This window comes from Shewanella sp. SP2S2-4 (assembly GCF_031932025.1).
GTDB lineage: Bacteria > Pseudomonadota > Gammaproteobacteria > Enterobacterales > Shewanellaceae > Shewanella > Shewanella baltica.
In genome coordinates this window covers 361,786-387,239 of record NZ_JAUOER010000001.1, presented here as the reverse complement: position 1 = coordinate 387,239, position 25,454 = coordinate 361,786, and the positions used below count along the sequence as shown (strand labels likewise).

Sequence of the window (25,454 nt, the reverse complement as noted above, 5' to 3'; positions counted from 1 at the left end):
TGTAAATCATCAGAGAGAGTTAACGAAATGAAAATCGCAATTTTAGGTGCAACAGGTTGGATTGGTGGTGCAATTTTAAAAGAAGCATTGAGCCGTGGGCACCAAGTAACTGCGCTAGTGCGTGATCCGAGCAAGTTATCCGCTACTGACGTGGTTGTGCATGCTGTGGATTTAGAGCAGCCATTAGTTGCGCAAACCTTTGCTGGCGTAGATGTTGTCATTGCCGCTGTTGGTGGCCGCGCACAACAAAATCATGGCCTAGTGGCGAGTACAGTTCAGCATTTACTGAATGTGCTGCCTAACGCTAAGGTGCCACGTTTATTGTGGGTTGGTGGTGCAGGGAGCTTAGAAGTGGCGCCGGGCGTGACTCTGGTTTCTAGCCCAGATTTCCCCGCTGCATATAAAGATGAGGCGTTAGCTCAGGGTGAAGCTTTGCAGGTATTCCGTGCGGCGCAAACTGCAATTAATTGGACCTTTGTGAGCCCAGCCGCTGAGATTTATCCTGGCGAGAGTGAAGGCCCATATCGCCTTGGTGGCGACAGCTTCTTTACCGATGCTAATGGTCGCAGCCGCATTTCTGTTACGGATTACGCTAAAGCCATGTTAGATGAGGCCGAACAGGGCACTCACGCAAATCAGCGCATCAGTGTGGCTTACTGACCTTAGCGTATAAACATCGGTGCACGAGAGATTGGCTTAAATGTGTAACGTAATCGGGACAATGGCCAAATAATCAGCGCAAGATTGGACTGAAATGCGTACAGATGAAATAGAACAGGTCAGCAAGCTGACCTGTTTTTTTATTCTGCGTAATTGAATAAAGATTTGATGGTTTCTAAGGTATCGGCGATATCTTGGATGCTCGATGGACAAATAAAGATAGTGTCATCACCGGCAATCGTGCCCAAAATGCCTTCTGGTTTACCGATAGAATCCAATAAACGGGCAATCAGCTGCGCTGCACCTGGGCTAGTTCGCACGACGATCATCGCTTGGTTATGATCGACATCGAGTACCAAATTCTTCAACGGGCTACCCGCGGTTGGTACGCCTAATTCGGCCGGCAAGCAATACACCATCTCTTGCTTAGCGTTGCGAGTCCGCACTGCGCCGAACTTGCTGAGCATGCGTGATACTTTTGATTGGTTAATATTACCAAAGCCTTCAGCTTGCAAGGCGGTGACGATTTCACTTTGAGAGCCAAAGCGCTCTTCTTTTAAAATCGACTTAAAAATTCTAACAAGGTCATCCTGATTCTTGGTCGTTTGCATAATATTATTATTCGTTATTCAAAAAAACAGGCCCATTTTGAATATTTTTAGAAAAATTGTCAACAAATAACCAGATTGGTTGAATAAAAATTCACTAACTCCCTGTGGTTAAGCGTTTGCTGTGGGCTTAAAAATACCAATTTGAGTAATTGTTCTACATTGCTTCTAACTTATTCCGGAATTCTTTTGTCCCACGACTAAGGGATAATTGAAATTGTTGTGACATTCCAGTAATGTGACGCCAACGTAAATTAGATCCATGTCACACATATCCGAGAAATAACGGAGATAACTATGAAAGTTGCTGTACTTGGTGCTGCTGGTGGTATCGGCCAGGCTCTTGCCCTACTGTTAAAAACTCAACTGCCTGCGGGTTCACATTTGTCTCTATATGATATCGCACCGGTTACTCCGGGTGTTGCGGTTGACTTGAGCCACATCCCGACTGCTGTTGAAATCAAAGGTTTTGCTGGTGAAGATCCAACGCCTGCCCTAGTGGGTGCTGACGTTGTTCTAATTTCTGCTGGTGTTGCGCGTAAGCCTGGTATGGATCGTTCAGATCTGTTCAATATCAATGCTGGTATCGTTCGCAACCTGATCGAAAAAGTAGCGGCAACTTGCCCTACGGCTTTGGTTGGCATTATCACTAACCCAGTCAACACGACTGTCGCTATCGCAGCAGAAGTGATGAAAAAAGCGGGTGTTTACGATAAGAACCGTCTGTTCGGTATCACGACATTAGACGTGATCCGTTCTGAAACTTTCATCGCCGAATTAAAAGGCCTGAACGTTGCTGACGTTAAAGTGAATGTGATCGGCGGCCACAGCGGCGTGACCATTCTGCCATTACTATCTCAAGTTGAAGGCGCGACTTTCACTGATGAAGAAGTGGCAAGTCTGACAACTCGCATTCAAAACGCGGGTACAGAAGTGGTTGAAGCTAAAGCCGGTGGCGGAAGCGCGACTCTGTCTATGGGTCAAGCGGCATGCCGTTTCGGTCTGTCTTTGGTTCGTGGTCTGCAAGGTGAAGCTAACATCGTTGAATGCGCCTATGTTGACGGCGGCAGCGAGCACGCAGAGTTCTTCGCACAACCTGTGCTGTTAGGCAAAAACGGTATTGAAAAAGTACTGCCTTACGGTGAAGTGAGTGCATTCGAAGCTAACGCTCGTGATTCTATGTTAGATACGCTGAAAGGCGATATCAAACTAGGCGTTGATTTCGTTAAATAATCTTTCGGATAATCTTTTTAGATTATGACGAATTAAAAAACGGAGCCATTGAGCTCCGTTTTTTTATGCCTGCGTTTTACACTTTCTAAAGCTCATTCAGCGGCGTTTGGTGGGAATTTGGCAATTATCGTCGCAGCGGGCTTTGCCCGTCAGTAAATAGGAGATGCGGTATCTGTGTTTAGCAAAGCGCAGGTAAGTCCAATCGGCGACAGTTTTAATCACGGGCAGGCGTAACAGTTGGATCCAAGCACGTGTTTCTGTCAGTGCCCACGCTTTACAGGTGACATCTAACCCGAGTAACACTTCGCCCGTTGCGGTTTCACCGTGAAGAATAGTATTGGCGTAGTCTCTATCAATATGGCTGAAACGTTCACTAAAGTCGGGTGCATTTAAATCTTCAAGCGCAATAAAGTTGTTGGGATCGCGCGCTTTCAGTTGACGCATTTCGGCGCTACATAATGGACAGTTACCATCATAAAAAATCCGCAGTTCCATCGGGTCCACCTCTGATGACTTGATCACAATACTTGGTCTAAGCTCTTGGCTTGCGCACTTAAGCTTGGTTTCTTATAACCTATACGCAGATTAAAGGGTTTTAGATCGCAGCTGATTTTAGATCGACGCTGATTTTAAATCTAATCCGCGTCTCATTTGGCTTTTTGTTAGGTTAAATTCAAACGAGTACAGTAACATCTTGGTTATTCATCAGGTTAACTTGATTGCTTATCTTTAAGTGAACAAGGTAAAGCCTGACAAATAACGGACTCAAAAGGATAGGTATGACATCTCCCATCATAATCACAGGCGTGGGTAAACGCATAGGTTACGCCTTAGCCAAACATTTTCTCGCCCAAGGTCAGCAGGTGATTGGTACTTATCGCAGCCATTACGATAGCATTGATGAGCTGAACGCTTTAGGTGCGACTCTGTATCCCTGCGATTTTTATGACGATGCCCAAGTGCAATCCTTAATTGATGAGTTAACTCAACTGCCTCAAATTCGCGCCATTATTCACAATGCTTCGGACTGGCTGCCGGATCCTGTTCTTATAAAGAATGAGCCTTTAAAGAGTACCACTTTTACGCCGAGCCAAGTGCTGCAGCGGATGATGCAAGTGCATGTGAGCGTGCCCTATCAGTTGAACTTGGCCTTAGAGGCGCAGCTACGTGCCGCTGCTGGCGATGAAATCGGCGGCAGTGATGTGATTCATATTACAGACTACGTGGCAGAGAAGGGCAGTCAGAAGCACATAGCCTATGCCGCCAGTAAAGCCGCGCTGCACAATATGACGCTATCCTTTGCCGCCAAATTTGCGCCCGAGGTGAAAGTCAATTCGATTGCACCAGCGATGATCCTATTTAATACGGGTGATGACGCCGCCTATCAGCAAAAAACCTTAGCCAAAGCGTTATTACCGAAAGAGGCGGGGAATGCGGAGATTATCGAACTAGTGGACTACCTGCTTAATAGCCGTTACGTCACAGGTCGTTGCCATAATGTCGACGGCGGCCGGCATTTGAGGTAAAGAAAAATCTAGAACGGCCTGCGGCCTCTAGAGCGCCATTGCATAGCTCTAGAATCTAGATTCAAGAAGAAGTCGTTATGGAGCGACGCTCTGCTTTTTCTAGCAGCGAAGCGCTCTAGCTTCTAGTTTCTTGCACCTTCTTTTAAAACGTCAGTACGCGACTTGGGGTGATGATGAATGGCAAAGGCACATCCCAATGCTCGCAGGGTAAACTCGTCACTTGCTGACAGTCGTGGGCGTAACCCATAGGCAAAGGTTTACCTTTAAGCTGCCAGTTTGCCAGCGTCCTATCGTAATAACCGCCGCCCATGCCCATGCGATTCCCCATTAAATCAAACGCCACCAAGGGCGTGATAACCACATCTAGCTCAGTTACTGGGATAATGGCGCGCACATCTAACTTAGGTTCTAAGATGCCGAATTGATTCGCCTGCATCGGCGTGTCAGCACTGTAATGCAGGAATAACAGTTGCCCTGCATTGAAGGGATGCAACCTTGGCAGATAGGTGTGAATGCCCAATTGCCACAGCGCAGCGATCAGCGGCGGCGTGGCGAGTTCGCCATCGTGGGTGAGATAAAGCGCCACATGTTGCGCATTTTGGGCCTGCAATGCATCGAGCATTCGTTGGCAGGCACTTAAGCTTGCTTGGGTTTGTTCGGTTTTTGAAAGGGATTTGCGGGCGGTGCGAATGCTTTTGCGTAACTGATTGCGGCTTTCTTGCGTATGAATGGCGATATTTGCCGCATGGCTGGCGACATCAGTCATTTCACCAACAGCAGCAAACTCTACGGCAAGGTCCGCCGTGTCGCTTTGGGTGTTCAAATGAGAAAGTTTGGAGGATGTAGACATAAATTAAGATGCTCCCCAGAATGCCGCTACCGGTGTAGCCCTTGAACCGTAGGTTCAAGGCGGGTAAATGATTACCTCCTAAGGCTTCTCGGTACAAGCCGAGCATGCACAATGTCAGTAAAGCATTCACCCTGAGATAAAAATTATCGGCACAGGGACATTACCAGTTGGCATGCATCCCAGGGAGCAAAACGGTATTGAATCGCTAAAACATTGGTTTATTTAGATAAGCCAGTTTAGCCATTCACTGTGCGTCAGTCGGTTTAACTCAAATGGTGTTAAATCACCAAGGCGCACAGTTTAAATCTATTTAGTTGAACGCTCAACTAAGGCATTTTCGAGGGTCGACTGCAGCAAGCTGATCCTGTCGTCCATCTGTTGCATGTAATGCTTGTTTTTTTGCTTTTCTTGGAACAACTCGTGTCCAATATTCAGCGCCGCCATAATGGCAATTTCTTCGCGGCTTAGGCTATTGGTTCGGGTTTTTAACGCTGTGAGTTGTTGTTCAACTCCCAATGCTACCGTACGTAAGGCATCCTCTTGACCTTTCGGGCAAGCGATAGAGTAGGTGCGCCCAAGTAGGGTAATTTCAACAGCACTGTTACTCATGTCGCGGGTGATCCTTTCGTTAGCCTCTTAGGGCGGACTATATAGGGCTGATATTAAAAGTGCAAGGTAAGCCGCAAATGGATTGGTCTTTGGCGGTTTTGTTTGCTGTTTGTGTGAGCAGTTGGATAATTTTTTATCAGGGTGTGGCCGATTTCGCCATTATTGGGATTCAGTATTGGTTCAAGTCTTTATCTCTGCTAGCATTGCTGCTGGAAAAATCTTATTGGGATCTGACATGGCAACCCCTCCTTCGTTACGTATCGACAGCTTAAAACTCGCCTTAGATGCGGCTGAAATCGGCCAACATCCGGTAGAAGTTCACGGTGCTTTAGTCGGTTTAATTTGCGGTGGTGTAGCGCAAACTGGCGACACTTGGATCAAGCCTTTATTTGACTTGATGAACGATGGTCAACCTTTGCCAGCGCAGTTGCACCAATTAGTGTGTGATTTGTTTAATGATTCAGTCGCGCGTTTAGTGGATTTTGAATTTGGTTTCATGCCGCTGTTGCCCGAAGAAGAAGAGCCGCTCAGCCAACGTGTTGAAGCCTTGTCCCTTTGGACCCAAAGCTTTTTGACTGGCATGGCAATTATTCAGCCGAAACTGAATCAAGCCTCGGCAGAAGTGCGTGAAGTGATCAAAGATTTGGCAGAAATTGCCCAAGTGGAATTTGATGTTGCCGACGATGAAGAATCTGAAGCTGCTTACACTGAACTACTCGAGTTTGTGCGCATTGCCGCCATTATGTGTTACTCGGAGTTTGGTCCTGAGATCCCGCTTGGCGAGACCGACGATACAGCGGTGGTGCATTAATTTACCGCGATTGTTTAGTGCTTAAGTTTAGTGCTTAGGTTAAATGCTTAGGTTAAATGCTTAATAAGTTAACGCAGTAGTGGCTTCATTTGATATCAAAGGCGGGCAAACCTACCTTTGAATTCATAGCACTGGTGTTTTTGAGTGCATAGCACTGATGTTTACATCTTTTATGTTTACATGCCTCAGTGCCATGCCAAAGCTTGAATGAGATCCCCATGACGGCCACAAATCACATGGATACTTCAGTTCAACACGTCGACATCGCGATTGTAGGCGGTGCGATGGCGGGGGCGACTCTCGCGTTGGCTCTCGCGCGTCTTTCTTTATCTGCAGCTAGGCCGCTTTCCATCGCCTTAATCGAGGCGCACCTTCCCGATAAACAACACCCCGGATTCGATGCTCGCTCCATCGCTATCGCTCATGGTTCTATTTTCGAATTGTCCCGTTTAGGTCTATGGCCAAAGCTCGCCCATTTGGGCACGGCGATTGAAAATATCCATGTATCGGATCGCGGCCACTTTGGCATGACAGAGCTCAATGCCGCTCAGTTTCATTTAGATGCCTTAGGCCAAGTTGTTGAGCTTGAGCGTGTCGGCCAAGTGTTGTTTAACGAGTTGAATAAGAGCGAGGTAAAACTGTTTTGCCCCGCCAAACTTGCGCAAGTGGAACCCGCCGTTGAAGGCCATACCTTAGTGCTCGACACGGGCGAGCGCCTTCAAGCAAAACTCGTGGTCGCCGCCGATGGACTGCAATCCAAAGTGCGCAGCAGTTTTGCTTTGCCCGTGACCCAAGTGGCCTTCGAGCAAACCGCGATTATTGCCAATATTCAAACCGACAAGCCGCATCAACATTTGGCCTATGAGCGTTTTACCCAAACGGGTCCCTTAGCGTTGTTGCCTATGGCTGATAGCCAAGGTCAACCTCGCTTATCACTGGTGTGGGCGCTCGATGATGCACGGGCTAAACAGATGCAAACCGCGCCTAAAGCGGAATTTTTAGCGGCGCTGCAGCAGGCCTTTGGTTATCGAGCAGGCACGTTTATCGATGTCAGCGCGCGTCATGCGTATCCGCTTAATTTGTCGTATATGCCAAGGCCAATCCATCACAGATGTGTGTTTATCGGTAATGCCGCGCAGACGCTGCATCCAATTGCGGGGCAAGGATTTAACTTAGGGCTGCGGGATGTAGTGAGCTTGCTTGAGGTGCTCAAAACGGCGCTAGATCAGGGTGATGATATCGGCTCCGCCGCCGTGACCCATGCTTATCTCAATGCCCGTGAGCACGACAGAAACAGCACTATCCGCAATATCGAATTTTTAGTCCGTGGCTTTTCAAACCAATACTGGCCGATGGCGCTGGGTCGTAACTTAGGCTTGCGCTTATTATCTTGGTTTCCGCCACTGAAAACCCCCGTTGCTCAAAAGGCGATGGGCTGGAAATAACTCGCTTTTCATTACTGGTATCGCAACGCGAAAAGGATGTACCCATGTTAAGTTCACAAGCCTATGACATCGCCATTGTGGGTGGCGGCATGGTGGGACTCGCCACCGCGATTGGATTGGCGCAGGCCAACCTTAATGTCGTCGTTATTGATGCGGGTCACACGGATGCCGTTGTCGGCGAGCCGCGCCTGCGGGTGAGCGCCATCAATAAGGCGAGTCAGCGCTTGTTAGAAAACTTAGGTGCATGGACTTATTTAGACACTTCCCGCGCCACGCCTTATCAAAAAATGGCGGTGTGGGATAAAGACGGTTTCGGCAAAATTGCCTTTGACGCCAACAGCATCAGCGAAACCAGTCTTGGCGCGATTATCGAAAACGATGCCATTAGCTTTGCGCTGGCGAAACGCGTCGCTGAGTTTGACAATATCACTCATATTGAAAACCAACGCTTAGAACGCATTGCCTTTGGCGAGCGCGAAGCTTGGCTGACCCTCGCCAATAGTGCCCATTCCCAAATTGAAAGTGTGAGTGCTGCCTTGGTGATCGCCGCCGATGGCGCCAATTCTTGGGTGCGTGAGCAATGTAAGATCCCGCTGACATTTTGGGATTACGGCCACCACGCAATCGTCGCGACGATCCGCACCGAAATGCCGCACCTTGCCACCGCCCGCCAAGTGTTTTTAAAGGACGGCCCGTTAGCATTTTTACCCCTGTATGAAGACAATCTCTGCTCCATCGTCTGGTCGGTGCCGCCCGAGCGCGCCAATGAATTATTGGCGATGGACAGAGTGCAATTCGAGCACAATTTAACCGCGGCTTTCGACGGTCGTTTGGGGATTTGCCAGCTGGAAAGCGAGCGCCAAGCCTTTCCATTACGGATGCGCTACGCCCGCCATTTTGCCCGCCACCGTTTAGTGTTGGCAGGCGATGCCGCCCACACTATCCATCCGCTGGCGGGCCAAGGGGTGAACCTTGGCTTTTTAGATGCAGCCAGCATTATCGAAGTCATCAGCGAATTACAGCAAGCGGGTAAAGATATCGGCGATTATGCCCAGCTGCGCGTGCTGGAACGTTGGCGTAAAGCCGATGCGATGGAGATGATCGCGGCGATGGAAGGCTTTAAACGCTTATTTGAAGGGACGAATCCGCTGAAAAAAGCGATCCGCGATCTGGGCTTAAATCTGGTTGATAATGTCGCTGGGCTGAAAACAGTGTTCATACAACAGGCCATGGGCAATAAGTCGGCGCTGCCTAAGTTATGTCGTTAGCCTCGGTTGCGCTAATGTGATCAGAATTGCCGCTAATATCAGCATATTGACTGCAAGCTGCGCAAATCTGGTCTTCGCATGTAAAAAAATTACATGTTAAAGATGAGAAAATCTAATGACACTGACTTCGGATTAGAAAAATCTCCTGTATACAAATTTGTGACGCAAGGTATAATTTCGCCGCATTTTAGACCCTAGTATTTATAACAATCACGATAAATATCTGATTAGTTCAGAGCCAATCAGGCGTTTCAATTCAAGACGCATTAATGCAGAAAGGGTCAATTCCTTTCAAGCCAATGCAACGCAGAAGTGAAATGTGTGAGTTGCTCCCGAAGGGCGGCCAATGGTAAACATTGGCAAATCGCTGCAATAGCCAGATATTTAACCGGATTGATATTACCCTACACTAGGCAGAGACCTGAAAAAGGCCGCAAAAAAGGGATAACAATGGCTAACAAAACTATTCTGTTTAACAAGCACTTAGAATCAAACGCTAAGATGGTCGACTTCCACGGTTGGGATATGCCCCTCAACTATGGCTCACAAATCGAAGAACACAATGCCGTGCGTCAAGACGCGGGTATGTTCGACGTTTCCCACATGACTGTGGTTGATGTGATTGGTAACGACGCTTGTGCATTTCTGCGTAAGTTGCTGGCAAACGATGTGGCTAAGCTTAAAGTTCCAGGTAAAGCCTTATACGGCGGCATGTTAGACGAAAATGCTGGCGTCATCGACGACCTCATCACTTACTACCTCACTGACACTAACTACCGCGTGGTAGTGAACTCAGCGACCCGCGAAAAAGATCTCGCTTGGATCGCCAAGCAATCCCAAGGTTTTGACGTCACTGTGACTGAGCGTCCAGAACTGGCGATGATCGCCGTTCAAGGTCCTAACGCTAAAGCGAAAGCCGCTGCCGTGCTCAGTGCCGAGCAAAACGCCGCCATCGAAGGCATGAAACCTTTCTTCGGTAAGCAAGCCGGTTCTCTGTTTATTGCGACTACGGGTTACACAGGCGAAGCAGGCTACGAAATTATCGTCCCAGAAGATGAAGCCCAAGCCATGTGGCAAGCATTGCTAGATCAAGGTGTTAAACCTTGTGGCCTCGGTGCCCGTGACACTCTGCGTCTTGAAGCCGGTATGAATCTCTACGGCTTAGACATGGACGAAACCATCAACCCATTGGCCGCCAACATGGGCTGGACCATCGCATGGGAACCGAGCGACCGTGACTTTATCGGCCGTAAAGCCCTCGAAACACTTCGCGATGCGGGAACCGACAAACTTGTTGGTCTAGTGATGGAAGAAAAGGGCGTGTTACGCCATGATATGCCAGTATTTTTCACCGACTCAGCCGGTGTTGAGCACCAAGGCGTGATTACCAGCGGTACTTTCTCACCAACATTGGGCTATTCTATTGCGATGGCGCGTGTTCCTAACTCAATTGGGGATACGGCGGAAGTCGAAATGCGTAAAAAACGTGTGGCTGTTAGAGTAGTAGCGCCAAACTTTGTGCGCAACGGTAAACAAGCATTTTAAAAAAACGGAACAAGGAACAAGAACAATGAGCAATATTCCGACAGAACTGAAATACGCCTCTTCACACGAATGGATCCGCAAGGAAGAAGACGGCAGCTACACAGTTGGTATCACTGAGCACGCCCAAGAGCTGTTAGGTGACATGGTTTTCGTTGAACTCCCAGAAGTTGGCGACACTGTAACTGCGGGTGAAGACTGTGCTGTAGCTGAATCAGTAAAAGCGGCGTCTGACATTTATGCCCCAATTTCTGGCGAAGTGATTGCCGTGAACGAAGCGCTGGAAGATTCTCCAGAACTCGTTAACAGCAGCGCTTACGGCGAAGGCTGGTTCTTCCGCGTAATGCCTTCTGACGAATCAGAAGTCGACGCCCTGCTGGATGCCGAAGGCTACCAAGCTGTAATCGACGAAGATTAATCGTCGACGCTAACGAAGCCCTGAGGGGCTTCGTTTGTTTTAGCGCAAGATTGACATAACAACAGCCCGTTAATCAGTACCCTACAGTTCTGAATTTCGGCAAATCTGGAACAAGGTTTATCATGACCAAGCAAACCCTCACTCAGTTAGAACAGCACGATTTATTCTTACGTCGTCATATCGGCCCAGATAGCAACCAACAGCAAGCTATGCTGAATTTTGTTGGTGCTGAGTCACTGGAAGATCTGACCGCGCAAATCGTGCCTGAGTCGATCCGTTTAAGCCAAGACCTGAGCATTGGTGATTCCTGCGGCGAAGCCGAAGGCATTGCCTACATTCGTGGTTTAGCGGACCAAAACCAAGTATTTAAGAGCTACATAGGTATGGGTTACTACGGCACTCAAGTGCCAAACGTGATCCTGCGTAACGTATTTGAAAACCCAGGTTGGTACACGGCTTATACGCCATATCAGCCAGAAATCGCCCAAGGCCGTTTAGAAGCCATTCTAAACTTCCAACAAGTGTCGATGGACTTAACGGGTTTAGATTTGGCTTCTGCTTCTTTGTTAGATGAAGCAACTGCTGCTGCCGAAGCGATGGCGCTGGCAAAGCGCGTTTCTAAAGCGAAAAAAGCCAATATCTTCTTCGTTGCCGATGATGTGTTCCCGCAAACCTTAGACGTAGTGAAAACCCGCGCTGAGTGTTTTGGTTTTGAAGTGGTGGTTGGCCCTGCATCTGAGGCCGTTAACCATGAGCTGTTTGGTGCTTTGTTCCAATATACTAACCGTTTCGGTCAAATCACTGACTTCAGCGAATTATTCGCAACTCTGCGTGCGAAGAATGTGGTTGTGACTGTCGCCGCCGACATTATGTCCTTGGTATTACTGAAATCACCGGGCGCTATGGGCGCCGATGTGGTATTCGGTAGTGCGCAGCGTTTTGGCGTGCCAATGGGCTTTGGTGGCCCACACGCGGCCTTCTTCGTTGCCCGTGACGAGCACAAACGTTCTATGCCTGGCCGTATCATTGGTGTGTCAAAAGACGCCCGTGGTAACCGCGCACTGCGTATGGCAATGCAAACTCGTGAGCAACATATCCGCCGCGAAAAAGCCAACTCAAACATTTGTACTGCACAAATTCTGTTAGCGAATATGGCGTCTTTTTACGCCGTATTCCACGGCCCAGATGGCCTGAAAACTATCGCATCACGCATTCACCGTTTCGCCGACATTTTAGCGGCAGGCTTAAAAGCGAAGGGCGTGAACTTAGTGAATAGCACTTGGTTTGATACTGTTAGCATCAAAGGCTTAGATGTTGCTGCCGTCAATGCACGCGCACTGGCTGCTGAAATGAATCTACGTTTCGATGCCGATGGTATTGTGGGCGTGAGCTTAGACGAAACCACATTACGCACAGATATCGAAGCCTTGTTCGATGTGATCTTAGGTGCCGGCCATGGTTTAGATGTTGCCGCGTTAGACGCGCAAATAGTTAGCCAAGGTAGCCAATCGATTCCGGCGGCACTCGTGCGCCAAGATGCGATTTTAAGCCACCCAACCTTCAATCGCTATCAAAGCGAAACCGAGATGATGCGTTATATCAAACGTCTCGAAAGCAAAGACTTAGCACTTAACTACTCGATGATTTCACTGGGCTCTTGCACCATGAAGTTAAACGCAGCGGTTGAAATGCTCCCAGTGAGCTGGCCAGAATTTGCCAACATGCACCCATTCAGCCCACTGGATCAAGCCAAAGGCTTTACTCAGTTGATTGAAGAGTTGTCGACTTGGTTAGTGAACATCACAGGCTACGACGCTGTGTGTATCCAACCTAACTCTGGCGCTCAAGGTGAATACGCTGGCTTATTAGCCATCAAGAAATACCATGAGTCACGTGGCGATGCGCACAGAAACATCTGTTTGATCCCGCAATCTGCCCACGGTACTAACCCTGCATCGGCACAATTAGCCGGTATGCAAGTGGTGGTGACGGCGTGTGATAAGCAAGGTAACGTCGATTTAGAAGATCTGAAGACGAAAGCTGCCGAAGTGGCTGAAAACCTGTCTTGCATCATGATCACTTACCCATCGACCCACGGTGTGTATGAAGAATCTATCCGCGAAATCTGCAACATAGTGCATCAGCACGGCGGTCAAGTGTACTTAGACGGCGCTAACATGAACGCTCAGGTCGGTTTAACGTCTCCTGGCTTTATCGGTGCCGACGTATCACACCTTAACCTACACAAAACCTTCGCTATTCCACACGGCGGCGGTGGTCCAGGTATGGGCCCAATCGGCGTGAAATCACACTTAGCCCCATTCGTTGCGGGCCACGTTGTGGTTAAACCGGGTCGTGAAAGTGACCACAACGGTGCCGTATCTGCTGCACCTTACGGTAGTGCTGGCATTCTGCCTATCAGCTGGATGTACATTAAGCTGTTAGGTTCACAAGGCCTGAAAAAGTCGACCCAAACTGCGCTGTTAAACGCTAACTACGTGATGAAGAAGCTGTCTGAACACTACCCAGTATTGTTCCGTGGCCGTAACGATCGCGTGGCGCACGAATGTATTATCGACCTACGCCCACTGAAAGAAGCCTCTGGCGTGACCGAAATGGATATAGCTAAGCGTTTGAATGACTATGGTTTCCACGCACCAACCATGAGCTTCCCTGTTGCGGGAACCCTGATGATTGAGCCGACGGAATCTGAATCTAAGGTGGAACTAGATCGTTTCATCGACGCTATGGTGTCAATCCGCGCTGAAATCGCCAAAGTAGAATCAGGTGAATGGCCAGTGGACAACAACCCGCTGCACAATGCACCGCACACTATGGCCGATATCATGGACCCAGAGTTTGATACGCGTCCATACAGCCGCGAAGTGGCCGTGTTCCCAAGTGCAGCAGTACGCACTAACAAGTTCTGGCCAACCGTGAATCGTATTGATGATGTCTACGGCGACCGCAACCTAATGTGTAGTTGTGCGCCATTATCAGACTACGAATAATTAATAATGGCTACTTGGCCTAGATAATTCGGCGTCAGCCAACACTTTTCGCTACTCATTGACACCAGTCAACTCCGTGGCGAAAAGCGTCGGCTTCCTTGCCTTATCGTCGGCAGTAACGCCATTATCATTCTTCGGCTTCAGCGAATTTGAAGCATAAAAAAGCGACCGAAAGGTCGCTTTTTTATGTCTTAAAAGTTCTATGACCTAGTCCCAATGATTAAGCACTTACATTCCTGTGACACGTCACCCCCTTTATTTCACAAGAAGCATCCCTGAGGGCTCGACGGCGGCATCTGCTGCATATGGGTGTGCGAATGCCGCGATCATATGGATGTGAATGAGCGGCCATGCCGCCAACGGTCACTTACATGCAAGTGCTTAATTTAGCTAGCCCTTGAGTCTATCTGCACTAAAAGTGGCCTGTTGGTGCTTGGTAAGATAGCTCTCAGTTTAGAAGGTCACTGGTACAACAATACCTGTTTTGGTGTAACGGTTGAGTACAGAGTAATGCCTGTCCTGACATTCAGTGCAACAATGCCTGTTTTGGTGTAACCATTGAGTGAAGAGTTATGCTTGTTCTGACTCTTATGCATGAACCAACTTGTCAATACTCATGTGCGATGCCCTGTGTTTTATTGGCAACAGGCAAGTGACTAGAAGCTAACGCGATATTGTGGAATTTCTAAACAAAATGCTTGCCGCAATATGGATGATTTGTTATTACTGACGCATGAACAAAATATACGTAAGCGCAATTAACACCACCACTACCACCACGAGAATTCTCGGGGGGTAGTTTTTTGCGTCTTTAAAAAAACCCTCTGAGCGACATCGCTAGAGGGTTTTTTTATACCTTGGTTTTGTATTTCGCTCAGATTTAACTCAGATTTTACTCAGGAGAGAATGATGAAAACACATCGCGAAATTGCAGAACAACTTGACCTGTTTCACTCTGAACCACAGGCGCCAGGTATGATTTTTTGGCACCCGAATGGCTGGGCATTATTCCGAGATATTCAAGAGCACATGAGGCGCGTATATCGTCGCAATGGTTTTGAGGAGGTGAACACGCCTGTTTTTATGAAGAAGGAGTTATGGCAAACGTCTGGGCATATGGACATGTTTGCAGAGAACATGTTTTTCGGTGGTGGGAAGGAAAACATCGATGAATATGTGTTAAAACCCATGTCTTGTCCTGCCCATATTTTGCTGTTTAAGCGCGGAGTACATAGCCATAGAGATTTGCCTCTGCGGCTATTTGAGTTTGGCTTGGTGCACCGTAATGAATCCTCCGGTTCGTTAAATGGTTGCCTGCGCGCACGCCAGTTCACTCAGGATGATGCCCATGTTTTTTGCTGTTGGTCTCAGGCTGAGGAGGAGATACGTGGTTTTCTCCAACGTGCAAAGCAGGTTTATGGTGATTACGGCTACCATAATTTAGACGTAAAAATATCGACTAAACCTGAGAAGGCATTAGGCAGCGATGAGCAATGGTGCCGAGCACAAAAGCTATTGGATTCAGCCTGCCAGATTGAGGGCTTTGATGCCGAGTATCAAGCTGGTGAAGGGGCTTTCTATGGTCCCAAAATTGAACTATCACTGACAGATTCTATGGGAAGACGTTGGCAGTGTGGAACAATTCAGTTTGATTTTAATTTGCCTGAAAGATTCGATGTTCACTACACAAATGAGCAAGGTGAATTCGAACGGCCAGTGATTATGCACCAAGCTATGTATGGCTCTATCGAGCGTTGGTTGGGGATTCTCTTGGAAGTCTCACAGGGTAACCTGCCGGATTGGTTGCATCCTGTGCCTGTTGCTATCGCCTCAGTGAATGAGTCAAACAGTCAATTTGTCCGCCAGCTAGCCACATTATGCTTAGCACGAGACATGCGAGTGTTGGTTGATATCAGTCAAAACTCAGTTGCCCGCAAAATGAAACGTTTTCACAAGCAAAAAGTGCCTTATATCTTAACGGTTGGGGATAAGGAAGAAGCCGAGAAGTGTGTGTCAGTTAAGTGCCGAAAAGATGGTGTTATGACTCACATCCCTCTTGCTGAATTAGCTGACTATCTCGCGGATAAACTAGTTCTAAAACAATAACATAATTGGAATGGTGTTTGCTATTTAAGGCTAGCTAGGGTTCCCACGGCTAGCCTTTACTCATTTTATGATCCCGCTCTTTGCGCTAAGGCTTAACGATAAAAGGCTTCAACTGTGCCTTTTACTGTGAGCAAAAGAGGTTGGCCGCGACGGTCTAAGGATTTGCTTGGTACTTTTACCCAACCTTCACTGATGCAATATTCTTCGACATCAAAACGCTCTTTGCCGTTGAGCTTAATACCGATATCGTGTTCGAAAATTTCTGCCACATGGTGTGGGCTGCGTGGGTTAACGGAAAGGCGATCCGGTAAAGCGGGTAATGATGTTGTGTCGGTCATGGTCGTGATCTGTCGTTGTCTATAGTGAAAAAGCGTGCGCTATTGTAGGCAATCCCAGCGCAACGCTCAAGACTTTAACTGTGACTGATTACGCGCCTTGCGTTACAAGGTTAGGTTGTCCTGTTAGGGCACAGCTGTTAGGGCATTGCAGTTAGGACACTGCTGTTAGGGCAAGACTGCACCGCAGCAGGAAAAGGCTTTCAGCACTCGGCCGTTTTCTCTGCCCATGACTGAGCGCAAATAAACCTTGGCTAATGTGTCGGCATTAATTGCACTAAAACCGGGAAAATAGTCCTGATAGCTCGCTAACGACTCGCTTAATACCGTTGGGCTGACAATGTTTATTCGCTGCTGCGCAGGTAATTCGCCCGCGACGGCGGTAACAAAATGCTCAAGTGCGCCGTTTATGGTGGCGGCGCTAACGCCATCTTTTACTGGGACATCGGCGATAATGCCACTGGTCAGTGTAAAACTCCCCCCAGCGTTGAGGTATTGGCTACCTATTTGCACTAACTGTATCTGCCCCAATAACTTACTTTGGAACCCTGTGTACCAGTCTGCTTGGGTCATAGCGTTGAAGGGTTTAAACACGACATCACCCATGGCTGAAATCATTGCATCGACTTTACCGATTTTTTCTAACCCTTGATGGAGTGAATGTTCATCCCGAATGTCTATCAGGACATCCCCCGTTGTTCGCCCTACCTGAATAACTTCATGCTGAGTTGAATGAAATAAGCGGACTATGGCTTGTCCGATTGTGCCTGATGCACCCACTACGACTATTTTCATGACATGCTCCTAAATTGAATACGAATTAAGGATAGTCTGGTTAATTAAATAGAAAAAGCGCATATAATCACCACATTGTTTCGCTAATAGGTTTAATTGATGAATCTCACTCATCTGCAGTCATTTATGCTGGTTGCCAAAATGCACAGTTTTAGCGCTGCGTCTGAACAACTCGGCGCTTCTAAAGGCTTAGTGTCGCGCCATGTTAAATCCCTTGAAGATGAAATGGGTTGTCAATTACTCCACCGAACCACTCGGCGAGTATCAATGACCGAAGCAGGGCATGCGTTATATGGTAAAGCCTGCGAAATCGAGAGGCTGGCCAATGAAGCTGGACGTTTAGTGCAGGATTTAACGCAGGACTCCTGTGGCACTTTAAAATTCACCGCTCCAACGGAACTGGGCAAAAAATTGCTGAGTCCTATGCTGCTTCAGTTTATTGCTGAGTATCCTCAAGTGAAACTCGAACTGTGTTTTGAGCAGAATATTCAAGATGTTGAGTTCGGCAAGTTTGATCTCGCCTTAAGAACAAGCATTGCGCACAGCGATAATCTGATCGCCAGATATCTTGGCAGAATTCGTCATGTCTTAGTGGTTTCGCCCGCACATTCCGCAGCCGCAGAAGTTCGTCACCCTGATGATTTACGCCATTATCGTCTATTGTCTTCGGGCGAAACACAGTGGGTGTTTGAACCACTCGCGGGGGACAGTCTCACGCTCACTTTTGAGCCTGCACTGTGCAGTTCAAACTATGCCACTACACATCTTCTTACTTTGAGTGGTACAGGTATCGCTAGCCTGCCTTATTATTTGGTAGAGGAGGATATCGCTCAGCACAAACTCACTTTGCTCGTTCCCCAATGGCAATGCTATCCACATGAGTTGTATATGGTTTATGCCAAGCAGAGCCATTACCCAAAGAAGCTGCGTGATTTACAACATAAGCTACAAACTTGGTGCGAAACTCACTCAAAATATGTGGGTTAATGAGTCATACCAATCACATTAAATATCTAATCAGTTCAGAGCCTCACAGGCATTTCAATCCAAGGCGCATTGACGCAGAAATGGTCATTCCCTTTTAAGTCAATGCAACACGGGAGTGGGATGCCTGTGAGGCTCCCGAAGGGCGGGTTTCAACACGCTTTATACTGCGTTTAAGGCTTTCGACAGAGCACCACTATGCCTTCAAGCCTTCGCCTTGTCTAAAGCGCGTTGAACTCCCGCTGAATGAACAGATATTTAATACGATTGGTATCAAAGCGTCATCACATCAAATCTTATCCGGCAGAGGGCGGAGCTTTTAGAATAAAGTGAGGCAGAGTACACTGCCGCGCATTGAATTTTTGTATTTGAATCTAAAGTCGAGCAGGCTTTTCCCATGCAGGCATAAAAGAGCGGCGATGAACCAAGCGTTATGAACGACGACATTAGTATCTCGCTGCCCTCGCTTATTCATCGAATTGGGCGGGAGGCGGTTAAACAAGCTCAAGCGATTGCAACCCAATATGATTGCGAGCTTAAGCGTGTGCGACGTTCAAGGAATTGGTGCATTGTTGGCGGGGCGCTCAAGATCCAATCCTGCACCGCTCGTTTACAAGCCGAGCAGCTACTGATGACCGATGGAGCATTTCGTTATCTTATTCAAAAGCTTGAGTCAGCTTTACTGCAGCATGCAGACAAACTTGAACCATTAGACGCTAAGCTGATTCGGCTTATCACAGACAATCCTGCGATCACTTTAGGTGAGTTGATGCAACTGACCCAATGCACTATCACAGAGGCCAGATTGGCACGTTTTCAAGCCGACTCTTGGTAGTTTGCTTGCTTCGCGTTCTCACTATGCGCTTCTATTGCTGGGTTGCTTTTTCTAACACTTTTATTTGATTTTCGATTTGCTCGGCTTCAGCGGTCAGCATTGAGTAGGAGCGAATATCGCCTTTTCTCTGTGCATGCATAGCTTGTTCAAGCTTGGCGTTATATTGCTGAGTTAATTTTTTTAAGGGATTTTTCTTCAAGATTGAAAACATGGCCATTTCTACTAAGTTGAGTATTTGGGTTGTATACGTAGGTAAGCGGATTTAAGTTTTACTTTTTGAAATTAAAAGTAGCGCCTTCAATTCTTAATCCACAACTCTTAAACCACAAACCACAAACCACAAACCACAATCCTTCAATTCCACTGCCATCGGCCTCAGCAAGGCTGGGACGTAATCCCACCTTATTCAGAAAATGAATGGGTTGCTATGTCTTAATTAGCTTACAACCCATTCAAAATAAGTTTAAATCTTAAACTGGCCGACGAGTTTACCTAGGTTAATTCCTTCTTGCGATACGGTTTGGCTGACTCTGGCAGCATCTTCACTGGAATGAAGTAACTCATTCACAATCTCTTGGATGGCGAACACGTTGCGGTTGATTTCTTCGGTCACAGAGCTTTGTTCCGTAGCCGCCGTCGCAATTTGAGTGCTCATGTCGTTGATTGCCGTTACCGCCGATGTCACTGAGCCTAGGCTTTCTGAGATTGCGCGAGAAGAGTCTACTGAGCGCACGCAGCTTTGCTGACTTTCTTCCATCGTTTTCACCGCCAGCGCCACAAGCTTGTGCAGTTCGGATAGCATCTCATTGATTTCTAGCGTGCTTGATTGCGTTCGGCTCGCTAAGTTGCGCACTTCATCTGCCACCACGGCAAAGCCTCTGCCCTGTTCTCCGGCGCGAGCGGCTTCGATGGCGGCATTTAATGCTAATAGGTTAGTTTGCTCAGCAATACCGCCAATTACTGACAGCACATTGTTGATTTTTTTAGATTGTTCGCTCAAGGATTGAATGCTGCCCGCCGCATTGTTGATTTGCGCCATGAGTGCCGAAATTTCTTCTAAAGACGCATCGACGCAGCGCTGAGCATTGGCCACATCGCCTGTTGCGGCATGGGTCGCTTCGGCCACTTGCGTGGTATTTTGCGCTACTTCGCTGGCGGTGGCTGACATTTCAGTAATAGCGGTAACCACTTGATCGGTTTCATTGTTATGTCTGATGAGTTGGCTCGACATCACTTTGGTTTGATCGTGAATCGCGTTGGCGGCGGTTTTAACTTTAGTGGTCGCGTTTGCCACATCGCCTATGATGGTTTGGAGTTTATCGACAAACAGGTTAAAGGATTGGCCTAGTTGTGCAATTTCATCTTCACCTTTCACAATAAGACGTTTGGTTAAATCGCCTTCGCCTTTGGCTATGTCGTTTAAATTGTCTGCCATATTTTTAATTGGCGCGACCATACGTTGGGCGGTGATCAGAATAACAGCGGCAGTAATCGCGGCGAGTAACAGCGCAATTAACAGAATGGCATAGGATTTTTCGATCATCTGCTCAGTGACAGTTGCACGATAATCCTCAACGACAGCATCGATATCATCAATATAAGCGCCCGTGCCTAGCATCCAGTCAGTGCCAGGGATCATCATTGAGTAACCGATTTTTTCAATTTGCTCATTGGTATTGGGTTTTTGGAAATAGAAGGAGAAGTTACCGTCGCCCCTTTTAGCAGCATCGAGTAAACCAACAATGATTTTTGTGCCGCGGGGATCTGTCATATCAATTTTATTTTGCCCTTCGAGGTTGGGCATGACGGCATGGAACAGGTTTTTGCCTTGGGAGTCGTAAATAAAGAAGTAACCAGAACTGCCAAAACGGATATCACGGAGCGCTTGGTTCACATTGCCATTTTCTTTTAAAGACAACTGATATTGCACTATGCCGGCCGCAATTTCGGTGGCTTCTTTTATTTGGGTTTTACGTTCACCGATAAGCTTAGTTCTAAAGGTCGTGACTTCATCTGCAAGGGCGCTTTGTTCGACATAGTAAGAAACTGTCATGAGAATGCACAGGGTCAGGATTAACGGGAATAGCGATAACAGTAGTAATTTATTACGTAAACTGAAATTAGACATGCTTGACGACTCCATGATGAACATCCTTTTTATTGCAGGGCAGTATAGCTAATTTCCCATATTCTTAAGTGCTTAAGTTAACAAAAATATAATGTAAATGACAAAAAGCACGCTTTTTTCTTATGCCTTATGGGTTGGGTATACCTTAAGTTCGGTCACTTTGGTTGATCTTAATCAAGGCCCTATGTGGAAAATGCGTTCACTATATTAGTTAAACTCGATGCAAATGGCGGCTAGACTTTCGCGAACCTTGAAAACTTGCAGCGGGTCGGTAGCAAAGTGACATGGCGGCGAAGGGTAAGGGCGGAACAGTGACGAATGAAAAGCTGATTTTAACGCTGAAAATCTGCATTAGTGTGGGTATTTGTCTTATTGCGCTGGGTATTTATCTGCATAACTTTAATGACACTGTTGAAGCGATGGGCGTGCAGGGGATTATTCTCAGTGCTATGTGTGTCGCCTTTGGCATGGCGTTGTCATTACCGACTAAGATGTATTTAACCTTTATATTGGTTAAGCGAGAGACTGAAAAACATCAATAATTTGTGCTTATACTTGGTTTTACTCAGCGACTAATTGGCTTACTTGGCCTTCCTGTTATTCAATCTCAGTTCAAACTCAAACCTGCTATTCAACCCACTAAGCTAAGCCGCAAATGCCCCGATTGTGGTTTTTAACATAATTAACCCAAGACTAATGGGCTAAAAACACCGATAATTCCCCCTTAATGACTCATTACCAATGACGCGACTTGGTCGATGGGCTGCTACTGACTCGCATATTTAGTGGAAATCATATTCAATGGAAATCAAAGTTAATTTTCTCGACAATCTTAGACTTGAAGCCAAGTTTGATGATTTTACCGTTACCGCCGATCAGCCGATCCGCTACAAAGGTGATGGTTCTGCTCCAAGTCCGTTTGATTATTTCTTAGCGTCGTCAGCCCTGTGTGCGGCCTATTTCGTGAAGGTGTATTGCAAAGCACGCGATATTCCAACGGATAACATTAGACTGTCGCAGAACAATATTGTTGATCCAGAAGATCGCTATAACCAGATTTTCCAAATTCAAGTTGAGTTACCCGAAGATATTTCGGAGAAAGATCGCGAAGGTATTTTGCGTTCAATTGACCGTTGTACTGTTAAAAAAGTGGTGCAAACGGGCCCAGAATTTAAGATTGAAACCGTTGAGAACTTAGACGCAGACGCCAATGCTATGCTGATGGGCCAGCCTAATGGCGCATCGAGCACCTTTATTCTGGGTAAAGATCTGCCGCTGGAGCAGACCATTGCCAATATGACGGGCATGCTCGCCGAGCTTGGGATGAAGATTGAGATCTCATCATGGCGTAACATAGTGCCGAACGTGTGGTCGCTGCATATTCGTGACGCCGCATCGCCCATGTGTTTTACCAATGGTAAAGGCGCGACCAAAGAAAGCGCACTGTGCTCGGCACTCGGCGAGTTTATTGAGCGGTTAAATAACAACTTTTTCTATAATGATCAATTCTTTGGTACCGAAATCGCTAATAGCGAATTTGTGCATTATCCCAATGAAAAGTGGTTTGCGTTAGAAGAAGACGATGCGCTGCCAGCGGGAATTCTGGATGACTATTGTTTAGAGATTTATAACCCAGACGATGAGCTGTGCGGTTCGCACTTGATTGATACCAACTCAGGTAATGTTAAGCGCGGTATCTGTGCGATTCCTTACACCCGTAAATCTGACGGTGAAACGGTTTATTTCCCATCGAACCTGATTGAAAACTTGTTCTTAAGCAATGGCATGAGTGCGGGTAATAATCTGCAAGAAGCCCATGTACAGTGCTTGTCAGAGATTTTTGAGCGCGCTGTAAAACGCCAAATCATTGAGCAAGAAATTGTCCTGCCCGATGTGCCTATGTCTGTACTCGAAAAGTACCCAAGCATCCTCGCAGGCATTAAGGGCTTAGAAGAGCAGGGCTTCCCGGTTGTGGTCAAAGATGCCTCACTCGGCGGCCAGTTCCCTGTGATGTGCGTGACCCTGATGAACCCGAAAACCGGCGGCGTGTTTGCCTCATTTGGTGCGCACCCAAGCTTTGAAGTGGCACTAGAGCGCAGCTTAACAGAGCTGTTGCAAGGCCGTAGCTTCGAAGGCTTAAACGACGTGCCAAAACCAACCTTTAACAGCATGGCGGTCAGCGAGCCAGAAAACTTTGTTGAGCATTTTATTGATTCAACAGGAGTGATTTCATGGCGCTTCTTTAGCAGTAAATTTGATTATGAATTCTGCGAATGGGATTTTTCTGGCACCAGCGAAGAAGAAGCCAACGGCCTGTTTGGCATCTTAGAAGCGTTAGGTAAAGAGGTGTATATCGCCGAGTTTACCGATTTAGGCGCATCGGCGTGCCGTATTTTAGTTCCTGATTATTCGGAGATTTATCCAGTTGATGACTTGATTTGGGATAATACCAACAAGGCGCTGGCGTACCGTGAAGATATCTTAAATCTACATTCGTTAAGCACTAAGCAATTGGCTAATTTGGTCAATCGTTTAGAAGAAAGCCAACTCGATAACTATACGGATATTCGCACCTTAATCGGCATTGTATTTGATGAAAATACCGTTTGGGGTCAGCTCACGATTATCGAGCTTAAGATCCTGATTTATTTGGCACTCGGTGCGCATGAAGACGCGATTGAGCTAGTCGGCGAGTTCCTGCAGTTTAACGACAATACCGTTAAACGCGGCCTGTTTTATCAAGCCATGAATGCTGTGCTAGAAGTGACTTTAGATGAAGAGTTAGAACTTGATGATTTTATCCATAACTTCACCCGTATGTTTGGTGAGGAAGTGATGGAGCAAGTGGTTGGCAGTGTTACAGGAAAAATACGTTTTAGCGGTTTAACTAAGACCAGCATGCAGCTCGAGGGTATTGAGCCGCATTTAAGATTGATTGAAAGCTATAAAAAACTGCATCAAGCCCGTAAAGCTGCGAAAGACGCGAATTAATTCTGTTATTTAGCATTAGCTTAATGTGTTTAAAAGCGAACCTTAGGGTTCGCTTTTTTGTTGGCTGCCTTTTGATGCGTGCTGCTTATGAGCACTTGTGGCTATCACTTATTAAGGGCGCTTGTTATTGCTATGTGTGGTTTGAAATGTTCAACCCAGCTCAGGCGGTATTTGATATAACTCGATTTTTACCGTTACGTTTAGCTTGATACAAGGCGGCATCGGCCCGCTTAAGCGTGTCTTCATAGGAAGTATCCAATGCTTCTATGCTGGCGACCCCGATACTTACTGTGGCAAATAAGTCTTTAACCGCATATTTTTGCAGTTCAGTGTAAAAGCAATCGCAGAGGTATTCTGCAAATTCAACCGCTTGCGAATGCTCGACACCGGGCAGGGCAATCACAAATTCATCACCACCAAAACGATACGCACTGTCAGTTTTTCTAAATTGTGTACGACAGGTTTCGGCAACTGCGATGATAATTTGATCGCCAGCATAGTGACCTAGCTGATCATTGATGGACTTTAAGTGGTCTAAATCGAGGATCAAGATTGAGGTGGGCGTACGGTGGCGCTGAAAAGTGTCGAATTGAACGATTAAGTCACGTTCTAAGCGGCGGCGATTATATAACCCTGTGAGCTGATCGGTGTCGCTGAGCTGACGCAGTTGTAGTTCAAGCTCATGCCGCTTTGAAATATTACTGGCGACCCAGAGCACCACAGGTTCATCATTGACGAGAAAATCTAACGCCTGAATTCGCCCCTCAAACCAAATGGGTTTATCTGGGCCCGCATCGGGCAAGCCTTTGACATCTTTATTGCTAAGTTCATATTCCTCAATCAGTAATGTTCGGCTAGCCAAAGCTTGCTCAATAATGCCTAAGAAGTAATTTGTTTTATTGGGGTTTAATACATCGGTAAGGTACAAGCCGACTAAGCCACTGCCATCGTGGTAATAACGCCCATCTTTACCACCAAATACTGCCACGTACCGACCACTTTTTGACAATATTAAGGCAGGATCTGGCAGTGCATCTAGGACTAACGCCATCTGTTCAATATTGATCATCAATTAACATCCCTGTGGAAAGTCATTCAACCCGAGTTTAGGTCTGCAAGTCTTCATTATGAGCCGCTCTCTGGAACTTTAGCTAATGGATACTGCTAACTCTTTATAATCTAGCCGCTTTGGGTTTGAACAACAAATCATTACGGCACGGCGTACAATTTATTTGTCGTCATGATTTTGCCAAGTCACTCACGCGATTGATACCACAAAGCCATTACTCGTTCTTTGCC

General features: G+C 47.0%; 23 protein-coding genes and 1 other RNA gene. 14 read left to right on the top strand and 10 right to left on the bottom strand.

Features of this window, described 5'->3' with window-relative positions:
* Positions 1 to 27 precede the first annotated feature (27 nt).
* On the top strand, positions 28 to 660 hold the full coding sequence (locus tag Q4Q54_RS01710) for an NAD(P)-dependent oxidoreductase (protein ID WP_311987422.1): 633 nt from the start codon (positions 28 to 30) through the stop codon (positions 658 to 660).
* Between the two features lie 140 nt (positions 661 to 800).
* Here the strand turns inward: Q4Q54_RS01710 and argR are convergent, their stop codons facing one another.
* A complete protein-coding gene (gene argR, locus Q4Q54_RS01705) occupies positions 801 to 1,271 on the bottom strand; it encodes a transcriptional regulator ArgR (protein WP_006080175.1) in 471 nt (156 codons plus the stop codon).
* Between the two features lie 294 nt (positions 1,272 to 1,565).
* Between argR and mdh the strand changes: the two genes are divergently transcribed.
* Positions 1,566 to 2,501, top strand: coding sequence for a malate dehydrogenase (mdh, locus tag Q4Q54_RS01700; protein ID WP_006080176.1), 936 nt, complete (start codon positions 1,566 to 1,568; stop codon positions 2,499 to 2,501).
* Positions 2,502 to 2,597: 96 nt separating this feature from the next.
* Here the strand turns inward: mdh and Q4Q54_RS01695 are convergent, their stop codons facing one another.
* Complete coding sequence (locus tag Q4Q54_RS01695; RefSeq protein ID WP_006084140.1) at positions 2,598 to 2,996, bottom strand: thiol-disulfide oxidoreductase DCC family protein; 399 nt, start codon at positions 2,994 to 2,996, stop codon at positions 2,598 to 2,600.
* Between the two features lie 284 nt (positions 2,997 to 3,280).
* Between Q4Q54_RS01695 and folM the strand changes: the two genes are divergently transcribed.
* Positions 3,281 to 4,027, top strand: a complete 747-nt coding sequence (gene folM, locus Q4Q54_RS01690) for a dihydromonapterin reductase (RefSeq protein WP_311987419.1) — start codon at positions 3,281 to 3,283, stop codon at positions 4,025 to 4,027.
* Positions 4,028 to 4,169: 142 nt separating this feature from the next.
* Here the strand turns inward: folM and Q4Q54_RS01685 are convergent, their stop codons facing one another.
* From Q4Q54_RS01685 to Q4Q54_RS01675, 3 genes are all read right to left on the bottom strand, one after another.
* The gene (locus Q4Q54_RS01685; protein ID WP_311987417.1) at positions 4,170 to 4,877 is read right to left on the bottom strand and encodes a 5-formyltetrahydrofolate cyclo-ligase; all 708 of its coding nucleotides are present in this window, start codon (positions 4,875 to 4,877) and stop codon (positions 4,170 to 4,172) included.
* An 8-nt stretch (positions 4,878 to 4,885) separates the two neighbouring features.
* A non-coding RNA gene (ssrS, locus tag Q4Q54_RS01680) (6S RNA) lies at positions 4,886 to 5,066 on the bottom strand.
* Between the two features lie 117 nt (positions 5,067 to 5,183).
* Positions 5,184 to 5,486 (bottom strand): cell division protein ZapA, encoded by a 303-nt coding sequence (locus tag Q4Q54_RS01675; protein WP_006080182.1) that lies wholly within the window; start codon positions 5,484 to 5,486, stop codon positions 5,184 to 5,186.
* A gap of 235 nt (positions 5,487 to 5,721) precedes the next feature.
* On the opposite strand from Q4Q54_RS01675, the gene Q4Q54_RS01670 reads away from it, so the two are divergent.
* From Q4Q54_RS01670 to thrS, 7 genes are all read left to right on the top strand, one after another.
* A complete protein-coding gene (locus tag Q4Q54_RS01670; RefSeq protein ID WP_006080183.1) occupies positions 5,722 to 6,297 on the top strand; it encodes a UPF0149 family protein in 576 nt (191 codons plus the stop codon).
* A gap of 218 nt (positions 6,298 to 6,515) precedes the next feature.
* Positions 6,516 to 7,742, top strand: coding sequence for a 2-octaprenyl-6-methoxyphenyl hydroxylase (gene ubiH / locus Q4Q54_RS01665; RefSeq protein WP_259514247.1), 1,227 nt, complete (start codon positions 6,516 to 6,518; stop codon positions 7,740 to 7,742).
* A 44-nt stretch (positions 7,743 to 7,786) separates the two neighbouring features.
* The gene (locus Q4Q54_RS01660) at positions 7,787 to 9,010 is read left to right on the top strand and encodes an FAD-dependent monooxygenase (protein WP_311987414.1); all 1,224 of its coding nucleotides are present in this window, start codon (positions 7,787 to 7,789) and stop codon (positions 9,008 to 9,010) included.
* A 450-nt stretch (positions 9,011 to 9,460) separates the two neighbouring features.
* On the top strand, positions 9,461 to 10,555 hold the full coding sequence (gene gcvT / locus Q4Q54_RS01655) for a glycine cleavage system aminomethyltransferase GcvT (RefSeq protein WP_006084135.1): 1,095 nt from the start codon (positions 9,461 to 9,463) through the stop codon (positions 10,553 to 10,555).
* 25 nt (positions 10,556 to 10,580) lie between these two features.
* On the top strand, positions 10,581 to 10,970 hold the full coding sequence (gene gcvH, locus Q4Q54_RS01650) for a glycine cleavage system protein GcvH (protein ID WP_006080188.1): 390 nt from the start codon (positions 10,581 to 10,583) through the stop codon (positions 10,968 to 10,970).
* Between the two features lie 122 nt (positions 10,971 to 11,092).
* A complete protein-coding gene (gcvP, locus tag Q4Q54_RS01645; protein ID WP_311987411.1) occupies positions 11,093 to 13,981 on the top strand; it encodes an aminomethyl-transferring glycine dehydrogenase in 2,889 nt (962 codons plus the stop codon).
* Between the two features lie 852 nt (positions 13,982 to 14,833).
* Positions 14,834 to 16,087 (top strand): threonine--tRNA ligase, encoded by a 1,254-nt coding sequence (gene thrS, locus Q4Q54_RS01640; protein ID WP_311987470.1) that lies wholly within the window; start codon positions 14,834 to 14,836, stop codon positions 16,085 to 16,087.
* Between the two features lie 92 nt (positions 16,088 to 16,179).
* Here thrS and Q4Q54_RS01635 read toward each other — a convergent pair whose 3' ends face one another.
* On the bottom strand, positions 16,180 to 16,425 hold the full coding sequence (locus tag Q4Q54_RS01635) for a DUF3297 family protein (protein ID WP_006080205.1): 246 nt from the start codon (positions 16,423 to 16,425) through the stop codon (positions 16,180 to 16,182).
* 165 nt (positions 16,426 to 16,590) lie between these two features.
* Positions 16,591 to 17,217 (bottom strand): short chain dehydrogenase, encoded by a 627-nt coding sequence (locus Q4Q54_RS01630; protein ID WP_311987409.1) that lies wholly within the window; start codon positions 17,215 to 17,217, stop codon positions 16,591 to 16,593.
* Positions 17,218 to 17,316: 99 nt separating this feature from the next.
* On the opposite strand from Q4Q54_RS01630, the gene Q4Q54_RS01625 reads away from it, so the two are divergent.
* Together Q4Q54_RS01625 and Q4Q54_RS01620 are read left to right on the top strand one after the other, a co-directional pair.
* Complete coding sequence (locus Q4Q54_RS01625) at positions 17,317 to 18,204, top strand: LysR family transcriptional regulator (RefSeq protein WP_311987408.1); 888 nt, start codon at positions 17,317 to 17,319, stop codon at positions 18,202 to 18,204.
* Positions 18,205 to 18,634: 430 nt separating this feature from the next.
* Positions 18,635 to 19,036, top strand: a complete 402-nt coding sequence (locus Q4Q54_RS01620; RefSeq protein ID WP_311987406.1) for a ribosome recycling factor family protein — start codon at positions 18,635 to 18,637, stop codon at positions 19,034 to 19,036.
* Positions 19,037 to 19,067: 31 nt separating this feature from the next.
* On the opposite strand, the gene Q4Q54_RS01615 is transcribed toward Q4Q54_RS01620, so the two are convergent.
* Positions 19,068 to 19,247 carry a DUF6435 family protein gene (locus tag Q4Q54_RS01615; RefSeq protein WP_311987404.1) on the bottom strand — a complete coding sequence of 60 codons (180 nt, stop codon included), beginning with the start codon at positions 19,245 to 19,247 and terminating at the stop codon, positions 19,068 to 19,070.
* 252 nt (positions 19,248 to 19,499) lie between these two features.
* Positions 19,500 to 21,164, bottom strand: a complete 1,665-nt coding sequence (locus Q4Q54_RS01610; protein ID WP_311987402.1) for a methyl-accepting chemotaxis protein — start codon at positions 21,162 to 21,164, stop codon at positions 19,500 to 19,502.
* Between the two features lie 311 nt (positions 21,165 to 21,475).
* Between Q4Q54_RS01610 and Q4Q54_RS01605 the strand changes: the two genes are divergently transcribed.
* Both Q4Q54_RS01605 and Q4Q54_RS01600 read left to right on the top strand, forming a co-directional pair.
* Complete coding sequence (locus Q4Q54_RS01605) at positions 21,476 to 21,706, top strand: hypothetical protein (RefSeq protein ID WP_311987468.1); 231 nt, start codon at positions 21,476 to 21,478, stop codon at positions 21,704 to 21,706.
* A gap of 259 nt (positions 21,707 to 21,965) precedes the next feature.
* A complete protein-coding gene (locus Q4Q54_RS01600; RefSeq protein WP_311987401.1) occupies positions 21,966 to 24,155 on the top strand; it encodes an OsmC domain/YcaO domain-containing protein in 2,190 nt (729 codons plus the stop codon).
* Positions 24,156 to 24,315: 160 nt separating this feature from the next.
* Here the strand turns inward: Q4Q54_RS01600 and Q4Q54_RS01595 are convergent, their stop codons facing one another.
* The gene (locus Q4Q54_RS01595) at positions 24,316 to 25,224 is read right to left on the bottom strand and encodes a GGDEF domain-containing protein (RefSeq protein ID WP_106651612.1); all 909 of its coding nucleotides are present in this window, start codon (positions 25,222 to 25,224) and stop codon (positions 24,316 to 24,318) included.
* Between the last annotated feature and the right edge of the window lie 230 nt (positions 25,225 to 25,454).

Excerpts from the sequence above, each read along its gene's own strand:
- Q4Q54_RS01710 (WP_311987422.1), top strand. The coding sequence starts at position 28 with ATGAAAATCGCAATTTTAGGTGCAACAGGTTGGATTGGTGGTGCAATT.
- argR (WP_006080175.1), bottom strand. The coding sequence starts at position 1,271 with ATGCAAACGACCAAGAATCAGGATGACCTTGTTAGAATTTTTAAGTCG.
- mdh (WP_006080176.1), top strand. The coding sequence starts at position 1,566 with ATGAAAGTTGCTGTACTTGGTGCTGCTGGTGGTATCGGCCAGGCTCTT.
- Q4Q54_RS01695 (WP_006084140.1), bottom strand. The coding sequence starts at position 2,996 with ATGGAACTGCGGATTTTTTATGATGGTAACTGTCCATTATGTAGCGCC.
- folM (WP_311987419.1), top strand. The coding sequence starts at position 3,281 with ATGACATCTCCCATCATAATCACAGGCGTGGGTAAACGCATAGGTTAC.
- Q4Q54_RS01685 (WP_311987417.1), bottom strand. The coding sequence starts at position 4,877 with ATGTCTACATCCTCCAAACTTTCTCATTTGAACACCCAAAGCGACACG.
- Q4Q54_RS01675 (WP_006080182.1), bottom strand. The coding sequence starts at position 5,486 with ATGAGTAACAGTGCTGTTGAAATTACCCTACTTGGGCGCACCTACTCT.
- Q4Q54_RS01670 (WP_006080183.1), top strand. The coding sequence starts at position 5,722 with ATGGCAACCCCTCCTTCGTTACGTATCGACAGCTTAAAACTCGCCTTA.
- ubiH (WP_259514247.1), top strand. The coding sequence starts at position 6,516 with ATGACGGCCACAAATCACATGGATACTTCAGTTCAACACGTCGACATC.
- Q4Q54_RS01660 (WP_311987414.1), top strand. The coding sequence starts at position 7,787 with ATGTTAAGTTCACAAGCCTATGACATCGCCATTGTGGGTGGCGGCATG.
- gcvT (WP_006084135.1), top strand. The coding sequence starts at position 9,461 with ATGGCTAACAAAACTATTCTGTTTAACAAGCACTTAGAATCAAACGCT.
- gcvH (WP_006080188.1), top strand. The coding sequence starts at position 10,581 with ATGAGCAATATTCCGACAGAACTGAAATACGCCTCTTCACACGAATGG.
- gcvP (WP_311987411.1), top strand. The coding sequence starts at position 11,093 with ATGACCAAGCAAACCCTCACTCAGTTAGAACAGCACGATTTATTCTTA.
- Q4Q54_RS01635 (WP_006080205.1), bottom strand. The coding sequence starts at position 16,425 with ATGACCGACACAACATCATTACCCGCTTTACCGGATCGCCTTTCCGTT.
- Q4Q54_RS01630 (WP_311987409.1), bottom strand. The coding sequence starts at position 17,217 with ATGAAAATAGTCGTAGTGGGTGCATCAGGCACAATCGGACAAGCCATA.
- Q4Q54_RS01625 (WP_311987408.1), top strand. The coding sequence starts at position 17,317 with ATGAATCTCACTCATCTGCAGTCATTTATGCTGGTTGCCAAAATGCAC.
- Q4Q54_RS01620 (WP_311987406.1), top strand. The coding sequence starts at position 18,635 with ATGAACGACGACATTAGTATCTCGCTGCCCTCGCTTATTCATCGAATT.
- Q4Q54_RS01615 (WP_311987404.1), bottom strand. The coding sequence starts at position 19,247 with ATGTTTTCAATCTTGAAGAAAAATCCCTTAAAAAAATTAACTCAGCAA.
- Q4Q54_RS01610 (WP_311987402.1), bottom strand. The coding sequence starts at position 21,164 with ATGTCTAATTTCAGTTTACGTAATAAATTACTACTGTTATCGCTATTC.
- Q4Q54_RS01600 (WP_311987401.1), top strand. The coding sequence starts at position 21,966 with ATGGAAATCAAAGTTAATTTTCTCGACAATCTTAGACTTGAAGCCAAG.
- Q4Q54_RS01595 (WP_106651612.1), bottom strand. The coding sequence starts at position 25,224 with ATGATCAATATTGAACAGATGGCGTTAGTCCTAGATGCACTGCCAGAT.